The organism is Shewanella sp. DAU305 (assembly GCF_026802235.1).
Classification (GTDB): Bacteria; Pseudomonadota; Gammaproteobacteria; order Enterobacterales; family Shewanellaceae; genus Shewanella; species Shewanella baltica.
The window spans coordinates 4808319-4826085 of the sequence record NZ_CP113808.1; the positions used below are offsets into that span (position 1 = coordinate 4808319).

The 17767-nt window shown below is 48.2% G+C and carries 18 protein-coding genes; 6 read left to right on the forward strand and 12 right to left on the reverse strand.

What is annotated here, in order from left to right:
* Window positions 1-17: 17 nt before the first annotated feature.
* The 5 genes from OX890_RS20455 to OX890_RS20475 form a co-directional block, all read right to left on the reverse strand.
* Entirely contained in the window at window positions 18-1340 is a 1323-nt protein-coding gene (locus OX890_RS20455; protein ID WP_268649828.1) for an efflux RND transporter periplasmic adaptor subunit, read from the reverse strand.
* Between the two features lie 10 nt (window positions 1341-1350).
* Window positions 1351-2808, reverse strand: coding sequence for a TolC family protein (locus tag OX890_RS20460; protein WP_268649830.1), 1458 nt, complete (start codon window positions 2806-2808; stop codon window positions 1351-1353).
* 371 nt (window positions 2809-3179) lie between these two features.
* Entirely contained in the window at window positions 3180-3632 is a 453-nt protein-coding gene (locus OX890_RS20465; RefSeq protein ID WP_107949392.1) for a hypothetical protein, read from the reverse strand.
* A gap of 181 nt (window positions 3633-3813) precedes the next feature.
* Entirely contained in the window at window positions 3814-4023 is a 210-nt protein-coding gene (locus OX890_RS20470; RefSeq protein WP_006079957.1) for a DUF3012 domain-containing protein, read from the reverse strand.
* Window positions 4024-4059: 36 nt separating this feature from the next.
* Entirely contained in the window at window positions 4060-4425 is a 366-nt protein-coding gene (locus OX890_RS20475) for an STAS/SEC14 domain-containing protein (RefSeq protein WP_011845671.1), read from the reverse strand.
* 136 nt (window positions 4426-4561) lie between these two features.
* Here OX890_RS20475 and arfB point away from each other — a divergent pair, with 136 nt between their 5' ends.
* From arfB to OX890_RS20495, 4 genes are all read left to right on the forward strand, one after another.
* Window positions 4562-4993 carry an alternative ribosome rescue aminoacyl-tRNA hydrolase ArfB gene (gene arfB, locus OX890_RS20480; RefSeq protein ID WP_259565544.1) on the forward strand — a complete coding sequence of 144 codons (432 nt, stop codon included), beginning with the start codon at window positions 4562-4564 and terminating at the stop codon, window positions 4991-4993.
* A 249-nt stretch (window positions 4994-5242) separates the two neighbouring features.
* Entirely contained in the window at window positions 5243-5683 is a 441-nt protein-coding gene (gene aroQ, locus OX890_RS20485; protein WP_259528009.1) for a type II 3-dehydroquinate dehydratase, read from the forward strand.
* Between the two features lie 35 nt (window positions 5684-5718).
* A complete protein-coding gene (gene accB / locus OX890_RS20490) occupies window positions 5719-6168 on the forward strand; it encodes an acetyl-CoA carboxylase biotin carboxyl carrier protein (RefSeq protein WP_006084275.1) in 450 nt (149 codons plus the stop codon).
* An 81-nt stretch (window positions 6169-6249) separates the two neighbouring features.
* Window positions 6250-6927: an SDR family NAD(P)-dependent oxidoreductase gene (locus tag OX890_RS20495; protein WP_107950347.1), complete on the forward strand. Its 678-nt coding sequence runs from the start codon at window positions 6250-6252 to the stop codon at window positions 6925-6927.
* A gap of 88 nt (window positions 6928-7015) precedes the next feature.
* Here the strand turns inward: OX890_RS20495 and OX890_RS20500 are convergent, their stop codons facing one another.
* Window positions 7016-8251, reverse strand: coding sequence for an MFS transporter (locus tag OX890_RS20500; protein WP_226058295.1), 1236 nt, complete (start codon window positions 8249-8251; stop codon window positions 7016-7018).
* Between the two features lie 130 nt (window positions 8252-8381).
* A complete protein-coding gene (locus OX890_RS20505) occupies window positions 8382-9203 on the reverse strand; it encodes a hypothetical protein (RefSeq protein WP_268649831.1) in 822 nt (273 codons plus the stop codon).
* 159 nt (window positions 9204-9362) lie between these two features.
* Here OX890_RS20505 and ubiD point away from each other — a divergent pair, with 159 nt between their 5' ends.
* A complete protein-coding gene (ubiD, locus tag OX890_RS20510) occupies window positions 9363-10844 on the forward strand; it encodes a 4-hydroxy-3-polyprenylbenzoate decarboxylase (RefSeq protein ID WP_268649832.1) in 1482 nt (493 codons plus the stop codon).
* A gap of 114 nt (window positions 10845-10958) precedes the next feature.
* Window positions 10959-11669, forward strand: coding sequence for an NAD(P)H-flavin reductase (gene fre / locus OX890_RS20515; RefSeq protein ID WP_107403489.1), 711 nt, complete (start codon window positions 10959-10961; stop codon window positions 11667-11669).
* A 160-nt stretch (window positions 11670-11829) separates the two neighbouring features.
* Here the strand turns inward: fre and OX890_RS20520 are convergent, their stop codons facing one another.
* The 5 genes from OX890_RS20520 to OX890_RS20540 all read right to left on the reverse strand — a co-directional run bounded on the left by OX890_RS20520 (window position 11830) and on the right by OX890_RS20540 (window position 17509).
* A complete protein-coding gene (locus tag OX890_RS20520; protein WP_259563874.1) occupies window positions 11830-12360 on the reverse strand; it encodes a hypothetical protein in 531 nt (176 codons plus the stop codon).
* 1040 nt (window positions 12361-13400) lie between these two features.
* The gene (locus tag OX890_RS20525; protein WP_115333859.1) at window positions 13401-14417 is read right to left on the reverse strand and encodes an IS110-like element ISSba19 family transposase; all 1017 of its coding nucleotides are present in this window, start codon (window positions 14415-14417) and stop codon (window positions 13401-13403) included.
* A 222-nt stretch (window positions 14418-14639) separates the two neighbouring features.
* Window positions 14640-15542 (reverse strand): FRG domain-containing protein, encoded by a 903-nt coding sequence (locus OX890_RS20530; protein ID WP_268649833.1) that lies wholly within the window; start codon window positions 15540-15542, stop codon window positions 14640-14642.
* A 27-nt stretch (window positions 15543-15569) separates the two neighbouring features.
* On the reverse strand, window positions 15570-16163 hold the full coding sequence (locus OX890_RS20535; protein WP_268649834.1) for a hypothetical protein: 594 nt from the start codon (window positions 16161-16163) through the stop codon (window positions 15570-15572).
* Window positions 16164-16879: 716 nt separating this feature from the next.
* A complete protein-coding gene (locus OX890_RS20540; RefSeq protein ID WP_006079942.1) occupies window positions 16880-17509 on the reverse strand; it encodes a flavin reductase family protein in 630 nt (209 codons plus the stop codon).
* Window positions 17510-17767 lie beyond the last annotated feature (258 nt).

Below are 17767 nucleotides of genomic sequence, written 5' to 3' on the forward strand. Positions count from 1 at the left end.
AGCGTTCAGTGGCGACATTAATGGTTATGGATATCAAAGCCTGCTTTCGCCTGCTCGGACGCCAAGAAAAATGCGCCAGCCACCACCACCTTGAGCTGTGCCTGCTGGGCTTTTTCAAGCTCAGCGCCGCGCACTAAACTCAAGCCGCGCTGACGCTGCACCACTTCTACCTCAATGGACTCGAAGCCATCTTCATCTTGAATAAAAATCTGCCAGTCGCCATCGCCGCTGCGGGTGAGCGCCGCATCGGGCAGCACGATTCCACCAGCCTTATCAGCAGAGTTGGCGACAGTATTGGCAAAGTAGAGTTCGGCAAATTGCCCCGCATGCAGCACATGATCAGGATTGGGCATACTCACCAGCACTTGCTCGGTGCGAGTCACGCTATCGAGTTCATGGGAACGGCCTATGATCTTGCCCGCCAGCGTTTTATCCCCCACTTGCACTAAGGCCGCACTGCCGACAGTGATATGCGCGGTTTGGGTGGGCGTTAACTGCGCCTCAACCCATAAATAAGACTCGTCGGTCAGCTGCATTAACGGCGTGCCCGCACTAAATACTTGGCCTAACATGGCGATATCTTGCTGCACTCGTCCGTCAATCGGCGCTAAAAGTTGATAACTACCGATGGCTTCGGGCGTCGATTCCAGAGCGCGAATTTGTGTTGGCGTCATCTTAATCGCCTCTAAAATTGCGCGTTTAAGTTCGGCATCCACCTGCGCCTGCATACGGCGGCTGACACTCACGGCGCCTTCGCTCATGCGTTTGACTCGGCTCCATTCTGCGGCGGCATTGATGTAATCCGCCTGTGCCTGCGCAACGGCTGAGCCGCCCAAGGTAAGTAAAGGCTCACCTTTTTTGACTTCTTGCCCCGGCACCACGTGGCGCGCCAACACGCGCACATCGAGCTGCGGTGCAAGGGTGGCGGTTCTATCGCGATCCACCACTAAGGTCGCCGTCGCCCTAATATCCAGATTCAAATTGGCGATATTCAAGCTATCGCTCGACAGGGGTAACAAGCCAATGCCCGCCAATGCTTGCTGCACTTGGGTCAACTTAAGCGCCTGTGCACCGTGTTCATCCGCTTGCTCAGTTTGAGTAGCTGAACCGTGATCGTCCCCTGCCCATGAAGGTTGGGCGGTGAAAAGCGCAGCAGAGCCGAGCACACATAATGCGAGGGCGAGTGTCGACAGCGTGAACTGCCGCTTTGCAGGTACTGTGATTTGAGGCGCAATGATTTCAGGTGCCGTGATTTGAGACGCAATGATGTCAGACGCAGCAGTTTCTGACAGTACAACTGGATAAGACTCGATAGCGTTAAAGTGATTATGTGAATTCATTTGGGTTACCTCATTGGTTTACTGTGCGCGCGGCGGCATTTGGCATGTGTGAAGGTGCTTGGCTGATCTGTTCAGCCGTACCATTCAAAAAGGGCATAAGCTGACCGCTTTCGCCCATCCACGTTAACCAGCTCTGATAAATGGCCGTTTCTAGGTTCAAGCCCACCAAATAACTGGCGGCCAGCTGACGGCGACTCTGCAAGTACTCGCTGGTACTCACATCGCCCGCCTGCCATTGTTGGCTTAAGGATTTAGCGGCTTTGGCACCGGACACTTGTACTAACTCGCGCCAGTCTTGGTAACGCTCAAGTAAACGCGGTAACGCGTAGAGGACGTGTTTCTGCTTGGCGGTAAGTACTCGCTCACGGGCAAGATAGCCTTGCTCCGCGATCGCGATGCCCTTATCAGCCACGGCTTGTAACTCACTGTAGTTATTGCGAACTTGTAGAGGAATCGACACGCCAACCCCAAGCTTATTGTCCGAGCCCTCCTTTTCAGCGCCTAGGCTAATGCTCGGGTCCGCTGACTTATCGGCCTTAACTTGCATGGCATTGACTCGCGCCAACAAAACTTGTTGGTAAGCGCTCGCCAGTGCTGGCAAGGCTGATTTAGAGGTGCCCAACTCGGGCGCTGGCGCTTGCTTAGCCTGAGTCGCGAAGACATGGATCTCCTTGATGAACTCACTAAAGGCAAGATTATTATCCCCAAGCAACTCAATCACTTTGCCGTCAGCCACTAAAGCTGCCTGCTCGGCTAAGGCATAATCGGCGGTATTGGTTGCTAACTCGAGTTGCATCAATTGCAGCTCGACGTTAGACAAATCTCCTGCCGCCAACCGCTGCTTGGCAATACCGAGCTGCGCCTTAGTAAACCTGAGTTGCTGCTCAGCAAAGGTCAGCGCCTTACGACTTTGCGCCTGTTCTGCCAACGCCAGTAAGCGTTCGGCCAACATTTGGTTACGCTCTAAACCTATGTCAGCGAACAGGATTTGGGCTTCAAGCTCGGCACGTTTTGTCGCCACGCCGCGCTTATCACCCCAATCAAGGGTTTGACTCAGACCTAAACTGTAGGAATCTGTGTCGGCATTTTGATAGTTAAGCCCAAGCTCAGGGTTATACACGGCGCGATCCGCCGCCTGAATGGCAAGCTCTGCTTGTTGCTGCCGTGTAAGCTGGGCTTGCACTTCAGGTAACTGATTGAACTGTGTGAGTAACGCGGGCAACCATTGGCCAAAGGCGACATATGGCGCGTCGGTTTCTTTAGCGGGTAAGCCCAGTGATTGAGCTTTAAATACCTCGGCTTCAGGAGCTTTGGTTTCAAGCGCATTGGTTTCAAGGAAGACATCAAGAGTGTCATTTTCTGCCGCGAGGGCAAAGGCTAGCAATCCGGCGGCCAATACTAATCCGCAGCTCAGCAAGCCCGATCGAAACAGGCAAGCCAAGGTACGGGCGAGAGTCGTTTTGTTCATCGCAAATCCTAACAATATCGAATGTGGATCGGCTGACTTTTGCGCCCAATGTGAGACTGCTAGATTTGAGCTTCATTTGAAATAACTCAATGCAAAGCAATCACATCGTTCTAGGCATGGCAAATAAGCGCCGATCGAATCATCCCGCCAAGCAATACATAGCTAACACTATGCGTAACTTAAGCTATGCATAACCAACACATCGCATGGCTAAAAGGCCGATGGCTGGCACAACAACTCACGCTGCTGAGCATCAGTTAAATCGCATTTGGGGGATGAATATAAATGGCTTATCGCGCGGCGAAATAGATTGAGATCCAAGAAGATGAATCAAGATCCTTAGACCGAGGAATAAGCTGGATATTGGGGGATTAAGCTATTGGAGGACGGTACTTAGGTAAATTATCGGGCTGAAAATAGGATAAATTAGCAGCGAGAAAGACGCTTTCTAACGCTTGCACAGGCTGGCATAGCCCAGGAGATAACAGTGCCACATGGCCGCCATGGCATTGGCAATCGAGGCACAGGTCAAAATCTTGTAATTCAGTGGTTTTCACTAAGTGGGAATGCAATTCACTGGCATGATTTTCACCCGCGTTATTGCCTAGCACATCAATACTTGCACCAATATCGGCAAAGCCAAGGGCTTGCTCGCTTGGGCAAACGCAATCGACACATTGGGCCAAAGTGGTCACTTGGGCGCTAAATTGCAGATGGGGATGATTATCGGCTTCTTCCGCGCCATTGCCCGCATGTAACTGATGCGCACCCAAATTCGCGCCAGCAAATTGCAGCACGATAATGGCTATCAGTAAGGTCACCATTCGAGTAAAAAATGGCTTAGCGGTAGAATTCAAATATCACCTATAGCAAATAACGGATAACGGAACATCTGACCCGTATGATAAACATAAGTTCACAGCTCGCAAGCAAAGTCTTTCAAGCTGTGATCTCTAAAGGCTAACGCTGACTTAAATACTCAGTGCTTATTTAAACACGCAACACTTATTTAAACACGCAGTGTTTAGCGTAATCGGCGGCTTCATTAGCAGTCCAATCGCCAGACGGCTTATCTTTCATCTGCTTGCACCAAGCATCGCTACCGACTTCTGGCGCGCAGGCACTCAGCCCAGCGGTAAACGCCAGCACCAACGCAATAGCACTGATTTTTGAAACATTTTGCTTAGAAAAAGCGCGCGATTTAAATAAAGACATACTTCATTCCTTGTAAATACGGTCTACATAAGACCATTAGATATTCGAACGCTTAGTGATCCAAGCAATCGCTTTGGTTTTCTGTTCTAGGGGAAACCATGCCACTTCGCCCTGCATAAAAGGCCCAAGTAAGCGCACAGCATTTCCAACCCAATCAGGGCCGCCTACAAATACTAAGGCTTCAAAATTAGGTAATTGGACTTCACCACTACCGGTGAGTGACTCAAATTCCCAGCCCTCGAGTAACACGTCCGCCTCAATATACAGGCAAACTTGGCCCCAATCCTTACGATAACTCTTAATCGCTGGCTGTAAACGGGTCCGATAATCGGTGGAGGATAGTCGGCCACTGGCAAAAAGACTGATAACACCCTTAGCAATATCGGGGATTTGGCATAACATAGAGGCACTCCGAATCGAGAACACTTTTGCAAGCAATGGCCTTGGCCAATGCAGTGGCAAAGAATGCGCCCGATGATAACAAATCTATTGAAAAGCCATAAGTGATTATTGATAGCTTCTCAATCCATGCTGAAAAATGCCTAAGTTTGCCATGATAAAAATCTCAAACCGTGTGGAACTTCAGGAAAATGAAATCGAGTGGCAATTTATCCGTTCGAGTGGCGCAGGCGGCCAGCACTTAAATAAAGTGTCCACCGCGGCGCAGCTGATTTTCGATATTAAAAGCTCATCATTACCCGAGTTCTACCAAGAACGCTTACTCAACAAGGCGGATCACCGCATCACTAAAAGCGGCAAAATCATCATCAAATGCCAAGCGAGTCGCAGCCAAGATGCCAACCGCCAAACGGCGTTGGAGCAATTTATCGCTTTGGTTGCCAGTGTCGGTGAAGTGCAGAAAAAACGCATCCCCACCCGCGCCACTAAAGGCAGCCAAACGCGGCGATTAGAGACCAAGAAACAAAAAGGTGCCACTAAGGCCATGCGTCAGCAGAAAACTGACTATTAGCTTTAATAATTAGTCGCGCTACTAGCTTAGATAGAAGTTAGGCCGCAGTTGAAACTGGCCAACAATGGCGCTGGATTTCAATGGCCCAGGATTTCAATAGCATAGTCGGCTCGTACATGATCAGCTCGCACACAATCGACTAACGGATAATGCAAAATCGATTTGAACAGGTTAAGTTAGTGACCTATCAACAAAACTAAAAAATGCCTCCCAGCTTTAATCCCAAGGCATGTCGTAAAGGAAAGCGCAATGAGTCACAAAATTTTGCTCGTCAATGGCCCCAATCTCAACCTCTTAGGTCGCCGCGAGCCTAGCGTTTATGGTCATCAAACCTTGGCCGACATAGTGGCGGAGTTAAATCAGCAGGCAAAGTTGGCGAAAGTTGAGCTTGAGCATATTCAGTCCAACGCCGAGTTTGAGTTGATCAACGCGATTCATGCGACCGATGCGCAGATGATTATTATCAACCCCGCCGCCTTTACCCATACTAGCGTTGCGCTGCGTGATGCCTTGCTTGGCGTCGCAATTCCGTTCTTTGAAGTGCATTTATCCAATGTGCACGCCCGTGAAGCCTTCCGTCACCATTCCTATTTTTCCGATAAGGCGATAGGCGTGATTTGCGGTTTCGGTTCACAAGGTTATGAGTTTGCACTGGCAGCGGCCATTAAGCGGCTCAACCAGCCACAGTAATCCCATTCAATAGCGTGCTTCGCAAGGGCAGATAAATGGCAATGGATCTTCGTAAAATTAAAAAACTTATTGAGTTAGTACAAGAATCTGACATAGCAGAACTGGCGATCACCGAAGGTGAAGAGTCGATTCGCATCACTCGCTACAGCCCTATGCCAGCCAATGTGCAGTCATCGCAAACGCTACCTACAGCACGCGTGGCACCTTTAAATACACAGGCAAAGCAAACTGCCGTTTCGCCAAGTGTGGAAGGTTTTGTGCAAGTCTCACCTATGGTTGGCACTTTCTACGCGGCGGCAGAACTCGATGATGTGCCGCTGGTTAAAGTCGGCCAAAAGGTAAGCCAAGGTGAAGTTGTCTGCATTATCGAAGCGATGAGAATGATGAATCCCATCCAAGCCGAGCGCGATGGCGTGGTCAGCGCTATTTGGGCCAAAGACGGCGATGAAGTGGCATTCGATCAGCCGCTATTTACCTTAATCTAACCGCTCGCCTTATCATGAATTGAAGCGCACTTGAGTTTAAGCTGCGGTTTTCAAGCAAAGGCAGCATTAACCGAGGTCACTATGATATTAATTACCGGCGCCAGCAGTGGTTTAGGCGCGGCGCTAGCATCACTCTACGCCAAAGAAAATGAACCGCTTACACTCACAGGCCGCAATGCCGAGCGTCTACAAACCGTCGCCAATGCATTAACGCCCTTCTCCAACAAGCCTATCGCCGCGATCACCGCCGATCTCGCCAGTGAATCGAGTCTCGAAGCCCTGTTCGATGGCCTGACGCAAGCCCCTAAAACCGTGATCCACTGTGCGGGCAGCGGCTACTTTGGGGCGATTGAAACCCAAGGGGCGAGCGATATCCACAGCCTGCTCAATAACAATGTCACCTCGACGATTTTGTTAGTGCGGGAATTAGTCAAACGCTATAAAGATCAAGCGGTCACTGTGGTTGTGGTCATGTCCACCGCAGCGCTTGCCGCCAAGGCGGGAGAATCCACTTACTGCGCGGCAAAATGGGCGGTGCGGGGATTTATCGAGTCGGTGCGATTAGAGCTTAAACAAAGCCCAATGAAGTTGATTGCCGTGTATCCCGGCGGTATGGATACAGGCTTTTGGCCAAGTAGCGGTAAAGCATTAGATACCACCAGCTTTATGTCCGCCGATGAAGCGGCTGGCATGCTCAAGCAAGCATTAATCGCCACCCAGCACGGTTATATCGCCGATATCACCATACAAAGAACCTAGCTCTAGCCGAAACTGAGGTTGGCGGATTGCGCACAAAACAGGTTCGAGACGCAGGATAGCAGCACCTCGAACCTGAGTTATCCGCTTGCTAGTCAGCGCAGTTGGCTGTGTTTAAGCTTACCGCGCGGCGACTCTCCCTGTGGGTCAGCCACCACATCACAAGTCCTCCTAATGACAACAAAGACGCCGCATAACCTGTCGCGGCAATCCCTTGTCCAGACAGGATCACTAAACTGCCCACCCAAGGACCAATCGCATTGGCAAGATTAAAGGCACATTGCACTAACGCACCTGTCATGGCCTGCCCATCGGGCGCCACATCCATCAATCTTGCTTGCACTATGGTGGCAAGTCCCAAGCCACAACCGACAAAGAATACTACGGGCATCAGCGCCCAATAATGTCCGGTCAAACTCGGGTAAATCGCTAATACCACAGTGCTTAACACTAACGACCAAAACGCAGCCGCTAAGGCCGACTTATCCGCCGCCCAGCCACACACTAGCGTGCCCAATGTTGCGCCAATACCAAATACCGCCATCATGATCGGGATCTTAAACGGCTCGACTTGCGTCACTTGGATTAAGGTTTCAGCGAGATAGGTATACACGCAAAAGATACCGCCAAAGCCAATCGCCGCGATGCCAAGCGTCAACCAGACTTCACGATTCTTCAGGGTTTGTAGCTCTTTTCTTGGACTCGCATCAGCGGCCACGGCCTGATCAGGCGCTAAAAAATACACCATCACAGCGGTAATCGTTGCCAAAATCGCCACTATGCCAATGCCCGAGCGCCAGCCCACGGTTTGCCCCATCCAAGTGGCAAATGGCACACCGATAATCGTCGCCAACGTAAGGCCAATAATCACCCGCGATACGGCGCGGGCCTTCATTTCTGGCGGTACTAAAGAGGCCGCGAGCAACATAGCCACACCAAAATAGGCACCGTGGGGCAAGCCACTGAGAAAACGGAAAAAGATTAGCCAATTCAATGATGGCGCTAACGCACTTAAGCCATTGGCCACCGCCATTAACGCGGCTAAAGCAATCAAGAGTGTTCGCCGCCTGACCCTAACCGCTAGCACCATGATAATGGGGGAGCCGACCACAACCCCCAGCGCATAGGCGCTAATGGCATAACTCACGTGGGCGACATCAACGCCTAAATCGCTGGCGATATAGGGCACTAAAGTCATGGAAGCAAATTCTGTGGTGCCTAAGGCAAACGTCCCGAGCGCTAAGGCGAGCAACACCCATAATGTACTGGCGCCCTTATGCTGATTTTGGACAGATGGATTTTGAACCTGATGTTGAACGGTTTTCAAACGTTTTCTCCGCTAAGCTATAAAACGACAACTAGCTAATAAATAAATAATAAAAAGATAATAAAAGATGATAAATAAATTGGAGCCCACTAAGGGGCTCCAATTTCTCAGTCATTTACCTAATGTAAATCTATCTGACTAACTGTTCTTGATAAGTTTGACTGTTCCAGTCGAAGGCATAAAGCGTGCCTTGCCACTCGTAAAGTGTACGACCATCCTGCTGCACAACCCTAGCATTGCTCGGCAAGCTAGACACACTGTGCGCTGCCCGTGGACGGGGAGTCGCAACTGTTTTGCCTGTGACGTTACTAGCTTGCGACACCAGTTGCCCGTTCGTTTGTCCGGCCAGATTTGCAGGCATATTTGCAGGCATGCTCGACACCATTCGGCCTTCACTTGCAGAATATTGCATGCTGGTTGTGACCCGTACAGGCGCAGAAATAGCCACTGGTTCATCGTCGTAGCGCATAGGAATCGACAGGCCTATGCCCGAATAGGGCGAGTTCCAGTAATTTCGAGCATAAACGTCACGCGAAGTATTCCAGCCCCAATCATTGTTCCATTGGCTGTTCACACCGTAACCGACATTCCAGCCAGAACCCCAACCCGTAGCGAGCCCTAAACCCAGTCCTAAACCCCAAGGGTAATAAGGTCGGTAGTAGGGACGATAGTGGCGATTATCGTTGCGCACATGGCGGTTGTCGTAATGGTTGTCATGACGATTGTTGTAATGACTTTCTCCACGGCTGTGGCTATCACGATGACCTTGGCGCTCGCCTTGCTCCGAATGATCGCGATTTCCGGCAACCGCCGCAGTCGACACACTCAGCGCGCCCAAGAGCGATATCCCCACAGCCAGCGACAAAATCAAGCACTTTAGCGGCCGCTTATGCACGCCATGTGATTGACTTTGAACACACTTTCCTTGATTAAACGTTACTGGGATATTCATATAAACCTCTAAATAAAGGGCGTAAGCGAGATCAATCGTGACTTACTGGCGTCCATTTTACGCTTCCTAAGCTTGAAGATCACTGAATTGGTTAACCCTAAAACAGAAAAATGCTATAGTGCGCGCCACACGGATTTTCATTGCAGAGGCTATTTCCACATGAGTTTTAAGGATTTACGCAGCTTTATTGGTCATCTGGAAGCCAATGGCGAACTCAAACGCATTAGCTACCCAGTTGATCCTCATTTAGAAATGACAGAGATCGCCGATCGCGTATTACGCGCTAAGGGCCCTGCGCTATTATTTGAAAATCCCAAAGATCATCACATGCCCGTGTTGGTAAACCTGTTCGGTACACCAAAACGTGTGGCCATGGCGCTCGGTAAAGACGATCCCTTAGCGTTGCGCGAAGTGGGTGAACTGTTAGCCTTTTTAAAAGAACCCGAGCCACCTCGTGGTTTTAAAGACGCGATAGCTAAGATCCCTATGTTCAAGCAAGCCTTGAATATGCCGCCAAAGACAGTGCGCAATCCCCCTTGCCAACAAGTGATCAAAACCGGCGATGAAGTCGATTTGACCCAATTACCTATTCAGCATTGCTGGCCGGGCGATGTCGCACCACTGGTGACATGGGGCTTAACCATCACCAAAGGCCCGCGCAAGAGTCGTCAGAATTTAGGCATTTATCGCCAACAGTTACTGGGTAAAAACAAGCTGATCATGCGCTGGTTATCCCACCGTGGCGGCGCGTTAGATTTTGCTGATTTTAAACAACAATTCCCCGGTGAGCGTTATCCGGTTGTGGTCGCACTCGGCGCCGATCCTGTGACCATTTTAGGTGCCGTCACCCCAGTCCCCGATTCCATGAGCGAATACGCTTTTGCCGGTTTACTGCGCGGTGAACGTACCGAAGTCTGCAAGGCATTAAGCTGCGACTTAGAAGTGCCCGCCACCAGTGAAATCATCCTCGAAGGTTATATCGATCCTGAGGAACTGGCGGAAGAAGGCCCCTACGGCGATCATACGGGTTACTATAACGAAACCGATAAGTTTCCAGTATTTACCGTTACCCACATCACTCACCGTAAAGATGCCATCTACCACAGCACTTACACTGGCCGTCCACCGGATGAGCCCGCCATGCTTGGAGTTGCATTAAACGAAGTGTTTGTACCGATTTTGCGTAAGCAATATCCTGAGATCGTTGATTTTTATCTGCCGCCTGAGGGTTGTTCGTACCGCATGGCAGTGATCTCTATTCGTAAACAATATCCGGGACACGCCAAACGGGTGATGATGGGCGCTTGGTCTTTCCTACGCCAATTTATGTACACCAAGTTTATTGTCATCGTCGATGAAGATGTGAACTGCCGTGACTGGCAGGATGTGATCTGGGCGATCACCACCCGTATGGACCCTAAACGCGATACTGTGATGATCGAAAACACCCCGATCGACTACCTCGATTTTGCCTCACCCGTCGCGGGCTTAGGCTCAAAAATGGGACTCGACGCCACTAATAAGTGGGAAGGCGAAACCAACCGCGAATGGGGCACGCCAATCGTGATGGATCCAAAAGTAAAACAAAAGATCGACTCAATCTGGGATGAGTTAGGCATAGACGACAGCCCAACCCTATAATTCAGCTTAAGCCGTTACTCAAATATCGGCTTAAGCCAAGAGAATAGGCCAATAACAGGCCGCTAAAGCGACACCTAGACACATACTGTTGAAGAAAGGTGCAAAGGAAGTTTGATGAAAACCATACGTTGTAAGATAGAGAAAGTTAGCCCATTTAACGATGCCGTATATCAAGTATTGTTAAGGCCAGAAACCGCCTTCGATTTCCAAGCGGGGCAATACTTATGTGTTGTCATGGGTGAAAAAGATAAACGTCCCTTCTCTATCGCGTCAGCGCCAAACGCCGAGCTGATCGAATTACACATTGGCGCCGCTGTCAGTGAAAGCTACCCAATGCAAGTGGTCGAGCGCCTGAAAGCCTGCGCCATTGATGGCAGCACTATCGATATCGAAGCCCCAGGCGGCGAAGCCCACCTGCGCCACGAAAGCCAACGCCCTCGCCTCTTAATCGCCGGCGGCACTGGTTTCTCTTACATTAAGAGTATCGTCGAGCACCAAATCGCCATTGGCCAACAGGTTAAAACCACCCTGTATTGGGGTTGTCGCACCCAAGATGCCATGTATTTTGAAGCCATCGCCCGCGAGTGGCACGACGCTCACCCTTGGTTGAACTTCGTCCCAGTGATCGAAGAAGCCCCAGCTAATTGGCAAGGTAAAACCGCCAATCTGTTAGCGCAAATCAAGCAAGATTTTGTCAGCTTAAATGGTTACGACATCTACATCGCCGGCCGTTTCGACATGGTGGGTGCAGCACGGGAGATCTTCCGTGAGATTGGTGTAGAGGAAGCGCATCTCTACGGTGATGCGTTCGCGTTTATCAAATAACGCGATAATTTGTATGCTTGGCTGGCTAACGTTTGCCCGCATAGGCTTAAATAATAAACCCCAGTTTTTACTGGGGTTTTGTTTTTACTTTCAATAAGAAAATGACACTTACGGCATCTTCGTGATGACGTCAATCATTATCCTTTTAGGATAAAATTACCTATTGAAGCTCAATCGACACCACATTGGTGACGCCTCTAGCCAAGGTTATCATGCCTGAGGTGTAGAATTTTCCAGTGTCACTCTGAGCCTTCAGATAATAGACACCGCTATTGATAATCATGGTTTCTGGGCGGTGCATCGTCATTGGCTTATCACTTAACCAACCATTACCGTCTAACGCATAAAGGTAATTAGTACTTTCCATCGCCGCGCCACTGTCTTGATGGTATGCCAACACCCTAACCATAGTCATACCCTTAGGATTTTTCTCCTGAGTAATAGAGCGGATCGCACCGCGTTCCGGAGACATCTTAGTATTCTCAGTAATATAGAATGGTTCGGAGCTATTCGAGTATTGCTGAGTCTGATGTTCGTAAGTGGGGATGGAACTACTACCGGAAGTGCCGCCTGAAGTACCTGTGCTAGCGATGCCTGCGATATCAGACACAGAATCGGCGATGTTTCTTACATCTGTACTCTTACAAGCAACAAGACTTAAAACAAGGGTACATAAGATCATTTTTTTCATTGCGTTTAATCCATTAAGTTATTGTCTATCCATACCGCACATTGTATTAAGCGAGTTAAGCTCATCACAAAGTACTACTTAGGTAACCTATTATTACCAATGATTTTTTAAGTAGGGTAAATTATCAATGAGAATGTCATTAGTCAATAACTTAACAAACACGCAACCAATAAATCATAATGATTGAGATGATTTCACTATATCTCGAGAGTGATTGGTGTAATGGACGGCACATTACGGTGATGCGATCGCATTGATCAAATAACGCGATAATTTGTTAGCCCAACTGGCTAACGTTTGCCAGTTGGGCTGCAAATAATAAACCCCAGTTTTCGCCGTATTTCACTTTGAATGCGGCCTTACGGCCAAGAAAATCTACATATCCAAACTTCGTTTGTTATTTTAAATCAAAGTCAAAGTCGTGGGGCTTCACCCCACACCCGACCAAGGAGGACTGCTCGTCCTATCCTCCTTGGATGCTCCAAGACGCCCCTAGCGAAGTTACATGCATTAGTGACTGGCTTCGTGCTTACTCGAAAATGGCTAACGCTTCCGATGGGGCGTCCCTTCCCCCCGAAAGCTACGCAGACGTCCTGTCTGCGTCACGCTATTTTCTTCAACGCCCTTCAGCAACTTCGCAGGGGGAGGTGAACAACTGTAATCTCGGTGTCGGCTGTTTATCCCAAAAGAGGTTTGCCTGTCCTATCTTTTTTCTAACGCTTCCGATGGTACATCCCGATTAATTAAATAAAGAATCCGAAAGCTAGCTTGGCATATATGGACCCATCCGGTTTGCAAGACATTCGATAGCGATTTTGAGAAGAGTTCATTGCACCCATATATTCGGCCTGTTATTGAGGTATGCCTCTGGCCCTGATGGATATCTGCTTCTACTGTCCTTATCATCCTTGCGGCTTCATTATGAGCCTATGCCGAGCTAAGGTTTTCAGTAGATCAGTCTGACTGTCTCATCATCAATTCAAGTGTCTTAGCAACTTGCTGGTTGGTTAATTATTAACGTTTATTGAATCTATTCAGCACTATACTGGAAGTCGATATTCTTCGTCATGCGCCGCGATAACCCATGCCATTCTCGCGAGTTTATTGGCGACGGCTACACAGGCTCGGTTAAAACCTCGGCGTTCTGCTAACTGGATTGCCCAGCAACTAAATTTATCCTGTTTATGACAACTGTGCTGTAACACAGCTCTGGCGCCGTGGATGAACAGGGTACGTAAGTAAGCATTTCCCCGCTTGCTTATTCCAAGGAGGTTATCTTTACCTCCACTGCTGTGTTGCTTGGGAACCAAGCCACACCAAGCTGAAAAGTGTCTACCATTACTGAAATCTTTACCATCACCTGCGGCGGCATAAAAGGCGGTAGCGGTGACTGGACCAATACCTGGGATAGTTTCTAAACGCTGGCAAATCACATTGTTTTTAGTTTCAGTGAGCACTTGAACGTCACAACCCTTAAGCCGTTTTTCTATATCACTAAACTCTTCATATAACTGATAAAAAATGGCCCGACCTTTGGTAGTCAGCGCATTGGTTTCATCCGCTAAAATATCTGGAAACTGTACTTTAAAAGCCGATTTACTTTTGGTTATCACAATGCCGTATTCCGCTAACATCCCTCTGACTTGATTGATTAAGGCGGTTGATTGTTTAGTTAATCGTTCGCGCATGCGGTGGAGCAGTTGCACATCTTGCTGCTCAACGCTTTTGGGTTTTACAAACCGCATGTTGGGTCGCTGCGCAGCTTCAGCGATGGCTAGCGCATCGTTGTAGTCATTTTTATTACCTTGCCGAAAAGGCACCACAAATTGAGGTGCGATTAGCTTGACGTTATGGCCCAACAGCTCAAATTCTCTGGCCCAGTAATTTGCTCCACCACAGGCTTCCATCACAATCAGACACGGCTCAATTTGAGCAAGAAAGGAAAGTAAGTCCTTGCGTCTAAGCATTTTCTTTTTGATTAACTTGCCTGCTTTATCGACACCAACAGCATGAAAAACAGACTTTGCGATATCTAAACCAATTGTAGTAATCTTCATAAGTGGACCCGTCCTCTTTCTGATGAGTTTTAGCGACTACATCGTGGCCCACTGTGAGGCCGATTAAAAGTGGATGGGTCCATTCCATTATCCATGCCAAGCTCACGCGATTTCTTCAACACTCTTCAGCAACTTCGCAGGGGGAGGTGAACTACTGTAATCTCGGTGTCGGCTGTTTATCCCAAAAGAGTTTTGCCTGTCCTACCATTACTGACCGCGCAATTAATGCTGAGTGCCCACTTCTTTTCTGTTCTTATCCATCTTATCGATTGTCCATGAGTTTATTGAATCCTGTACTGCTTTACCTGCACCATCAGCACTAGGGTAGATTGTTGCACCGTTAATTCCTGCTTTTAAACAGAGGTAATACAAATTAAGAGCTTCGTCGACAGAAAGTGTCAACTTTAATAATGGTGAGTTTGGCAATGAAGAAAACCCATGCTCAAGGCCTTCGACTTCAAATTCCTCGTTTCGATAGCCAGAATGCGGATGAACTGTAAATAGGCCAGACTGAGCTGATACATGATGTGACGTACTACCTGGCACTTGAACAATATTTACATTTTTGTATAAGTTAACTAGCTCTGTATTTAAAACCCAAATAGTAAGTTTAGTGTCAAGGTTCCAGTTTTTGTGGTTAGCCATAGCACTAGAAACTGCAAAATATACAGCCACATATGGCTGCCTCGTCCAATCAAGTAACCGAGTAGGCACTCCATGGTGCTGTGCTAAGGCCATTAATTCAACAAGTTCTGGATTCGGCCAGAGTTCAGGTCGAATATAGTATTTGTACTGAACTTGAGAATTCAAGACATCTGTACGGAACTTCATAGAATCATTAGGGATGCGAATACCAACATTGTCACAATAACTTGCAAACTCCTCGAGCAAACGAACCTCAGTAAACACTAGCTCGTCAGCCCTACTTGGTCGTCCCATAAACTTCAAAAGTGGATTTGACGTTTTATTTCGTAACAACGATGGAATCAAACCCCACTCAGCATCAGCTTGCCCACGATATATAAGTTTATAAGGTTCTTTGAAGAAAGACTTAGTTGGGCTTAAAGCTTCCCAAAGCTCATTTGCAGTCTCGTAATTAATTTCCTCAAATGCTGGATACCTCATATTTCCTCCTACGTTATAACGTTTGAACTAAGCCACGCCGTTTTTTGGCGTCGGCTTGAACAAATTATACGTGATTGCCTCGAATTCGAGTCCTGTTAACTTCTCTGCAATGAGCAACATCTTTGCGCTCTCTGTCACGATGAGCATTCGACTACGGCTATTACCAGAGCCGAAAACAACATCAGTAGCCGATAGGTCAGATTCTGGTTCCTTCAAGAGAAATGCGGGCGTTGCACCTGCGACGGCCTTATGGAAACCACACTCGACACAAAAGGATTCAAATCTTGTTTTCCTTGCTACAGAGTCAAACGATGTTAGCGATGTTGGCTTTACAACAAAGAATTCAGGGTCTGATGGAAGGGCAATAAATTCAAATCCCTTCAGTTGTAGCCGTTGACATGCCTCCTTGAACTTCAGTGATGCCACATAGTAACCGTCATAGGTTGAAGATAAGTCGTATACCCTTCTTTTGACGCAAAATGATGGATTAACAAAGTAGAGATCGGTCTTATAACCACATACGGAACAAATAGGAATGTCTGTTACCTCCTGAAACAGGCGGTCGGAGGAGCCACACATATTTGAAGCGTTGTCACAAGCGTGAAGGGTATATGCAGTCATTTACTCCCCTTAATGCCTAACATTTGTATCATGCGAATGCGCATAAACTCACCCCCGACCACTTGATAAAATTACGAATAACCCACTGATTTAAATTTTAATTTACACAATAGCAAAAATCATTTTAGGTAGAAAGTGAGCATATGAATGATATCTGCTTATTTTATTTTGAGTATTGTTCGTAACCAATCGAGCATTAAGACTAGATATAAAAATTGAACTAGCAGAAGTTTTTGGACCAGCTGTACTGTTTTGAGATTAATAGCTAACCCCGAAATAGCAGGAGTTCACCTCCCACTGCGAAGTTGTCGAAATACGCAGATAAAAATGCCGTGGCGACATCATGGATGATGGCGCAGGCTCGGGGGGACAGGGATGTGCCATCTGAGCCTTTAGGCGATTTTTATTGGAGTATGAGACTGGTAACTAATGCATGTAACTTCGCTAGGGTGAGTGCTGCGTAGCAGCGTTTCGAACGTGAGCAAGGGATGACGAACTGGCAGTTAGACATGGACGTTGTTCGGCAAGGGAGATCCAAGAGGGAATTGCTGTTGATCCCCTCTTGGTCGGGTGTGGGGTGAAGCCCCACGACTTTGATTTTTCTTTTAAAAAAAGCTTAAGTCATGAATTGCTCTGCCATGAGAGACCAAAACTCATAAGTCAAAAACTCAAACGAAGTTTGAACACCCAAAGCCCTGCGGCGCCTGAGCAGCCGCTTACACTTGTGGTCTATGTAGATCGAAACGCAGATCTTCGGAGATCCCATAATAAGCCGATGGGCCGCCGGCACGTAATACGGGCTCAGCAAGTGCGGTTTGATAAATCCCCTCGGCATTGAGTAAATGCTTGGCGATATGCACGGCCACCACTTCTCCTAACACTAACCAAGTATCAATCTTGTCGCCATTGGCGGCGGTGAGTTGAATACATTGGGACAACTTACATTCAAAATTCACTGGGCTTTCAGCCACTAAATCGGCCTTAACAATCGTGCCTGCTTTAGCCGTGAGTCCGGCAAAGCTAAACTCATCTTGACCGCGTGGCAACATGGCGGAGGTTTGATTCATTTTCTCGGCAAGGCTGCGAGTGGTGAGGTTCCACACAAACTCCCCTGTTTCGACGATATTGGCGACACTGTCTTTCCAACCTGTGCTGGCAAAGCCGATGATGGGCGGTTTGTAATTGAAACAATTAAAAAAGCTATAAGGGGCGAGATTACGCTGCCCCTCGGCATTGCGTGATGAGATCCAGCCGATCGGTCGAGGACCCACAATTGCATTTAAAGGATCGTGTGCAAGACCATGGCCTTTGCTCGGTTCGTAAAAATAGCGGTTATCAGCGGTCATACTTGATCCTTTTGTTATTGCCACATTGTTATTGCCACAACCGTGACTTGAGCGATTCACACAGCCATCACTGGCACACTTTTATGGTCGCTATCTTACCTAAGTTCCGCGGCCGTCGCCAAAACTCTGCGGCATAAATTAAGCGAGAGCTAGGATAAAATCAGGCTGCAAATTTTAGATCCAACATACTCTTCTGCTAAAGTGATGCTGATCAGTGGGCTAAATGGCTAACTCTGCTAGGTGGCAAATAAAGGAGTC

Coding starts and splice junctions, on each gene's coding strand:
- fre (WP_107403489.1), top strand. CDS start 10,959: ATGAAAACCATACGTTGTAAGATAGAGAAAGTTAGCCCATTTAACGAT.
- OX890_RS20540 (WP_006079942.1), bottom strand. CDS start 17,509: ATGACCGCTGATAACCGCTATTTTTACGAACCGAGCAAAGGCCATGGT.
- ubiD (WP_268649832.1), top strand. CDS start 9,363: ATGAGTTTTAAGGATTTACGCAGCTTTATTGGTCATCTGGAAGCCAAT.
- aroQ (WP_259528009.1), top strand. CDS start 5,243: ATGAGTCACAAAATTTTGCTCGTCAATGGCCCCAATCTCAACCTCTTA.
- OX890_RS20495 (WP_107950347.1), top strand. CDS start 6,250: ATGATATTAATTACCGGCGCCAGCAGTGGTTTAGGCGCGGCGCTAGCA.
- OX890_RS20525 (WP_115333859.1), bottom strand. CDS start 14,417: ATGAAGATTACTACAATTGGTTTAGATATCGCAAAGTCTGTTTTTCAT.
- arfB (WP_259565544.1), top strand. CDS start 4,562: ATGCCTAAGTTTGCCATGATAAAAATCTCAAACCGTGTGGAACTTCAG.
- OX890_RS20505 (WP_268649831.1), bottom strand. CDS start 9,203: ATGAATATCCCAGTAACGTTTAATCAAGGAAAGTGTGTTCAAAGTCAA.
- OX890_RS20460 (WP_268649830.1), bottom strand. CDS start 2,808: ATGAACAAAACGACTCTCGCCCGTACCTTGGCTTGCCTGTTTCGATCG.
- accB (WP_006084275.1), top strand. CDS start 5,719: ATGGCAATGGATCTTCGTAAAATTAAAAAACTTATTGAGTTAGTACAA.
- OX890_RS20455 (WP_268649828.1), bottom strand. CDS start 1,340: ATGAATTCACATAATCACTTTAACGCTATCGAGTCTTATCCAGTTGTA.
- OX890_RS20470 (WP_006079957.1), bottom strand. CDS start 4,023: ATGTCTTTATTTAAATCGCGCGCTTTTTCTAAGCAAAATGTTTCAAAA.
- OX890_RS20535 (WP_268649834.1), bottom strand. CDS start 16,163: ATGACTGCATATACCCTTCACGCTTGTGACAACGCTTCAAATATGTGT.
- OX890_RS20530 (WP_268649833.1), bottom strand. CDS start 15,542: ATGAGGTATCCAGCATTTGAGGAAATTAATTACGAGACTGCAAATGAG.
- OX890_RS20520 (WP_259563874.1), bottom strand. CDS start 12,360: ATGAAAAAAATGATCTTATGTACCCTTGTTTTAAGTCTTGTTGCTTGT.
- OX890_RS20475 (WP_011845671.1), bottom strand. CDS start 4,425: ATGTTATGCCAAATCCCCGATATTGCTAAGGGTGTTATCAGTCTTTTT.
- OX890_RS20465 (WP_107949392.1), bottom strand. CDS start 3,632: ATGGTGACCTTACTGATAGCCATTATCGTGCTGCAATTTGCTGGCGCG.